General features: G+C 70.5%; 1 protein-coding gene and 1 pseudogene. Both read right to left on the bottom strand.

Annotated features, from left to right (window positions below):
• Positions 1-373 (bottom strand): annotated as a pseudogene (locus tag A7A76_RS00215) (hypothetical protein); the annotation flags it as partial.
• Between the two features lie 195 nt (positions 374-568).
• A partial coding sequence (locus tag A7A76_RS00220) for an energy transducer TonB (RefSeq protein WP_206409297.1) occupies positions 569-851 on the bottom strand: 283 nt, incomplete at its 5' end.

Consider the following 851-nt stretch of genomic DNA (forward strand, 5'->3'; position numbering starts at 1 on the left):
GCAGCGCCGCGGCCGGGTAGCGCGGCGGCGGGTTGCGGCCCAGCGCCAGCGCGTCGGTCGCGCGCGGCTTGGCCGCGGCCTTCTTCTCGCCGGCGGCCTTGGCCACGCTCTTGTTCGGCGCGGCAATCGACTTGTCGGCCCCTGCGCCAGTCGCCGGCGCACGCTCGATCGGCGGCAAGGCCATCACCGGCGCCATCGGCGCGGGCGCCGGCGGCGCCGGACGCTTGCCGTAGAGATACCAGCCCAGGAACGCCGATCCGAGCAGGATCAGCAGCAGCCACAGGCCGGTGCGGCCGGCCGATTCGCCGGTCGCGGTCTGCGCCGCGTCGGGTTGCGGCGTCTGGGAATCGATGGAATGTGATGCAGTGCTCATGCCGACCTCCTTTCGGCGAACCCGGGGGATGGTTCGCGGAGGCCGAGCTTCGAAGCGCAGGCGTTACCCGTGGGTGAACGTCCTGTCGATTCGATTCAGGACCGATTCAAAAGGCTGGCAGATAGCGCATAGGAGTTAGGAGATAGCGAAAAGCGCCTTTCGCTATCTCCTAACTCCTATGCGCTATCTCCTGCTTCACTGATTCGGATTGAACGTAATCGGCACCAGCACCGTATCGGCGACCGGACGGCCGCCGCGGGTCGCGGGCTGGAAGCGCCAGCCGCGCACGGCGCTGAGCGCGGCGCGGTCGAGCGCGCGCGAGCCGCTGCCCTGGACCACTTCGGCCTCGGCGACCTCGCCCTGTTCGGTGATCTGCACCTGCAAGCGCACCGTGCCGCCTTCGCCGCGGCGCAGCGAGGCGGCCGGGTATTGCGGCGCGCGGTTGCTGGCCAGCGGTGCGGCGCCGACGTGGGCGCCG

Origin of the sequence: Lysobacter enzymogenes (assembly GCF_017168095.1) — a bacterium.
Lineage (GTDB): Bacteria > Pseudomonadota > Gammaproteobacteria > Xanthomonadales > Xanthomonadaceae > Lysobacter > Lysobacter enzymogenes_D.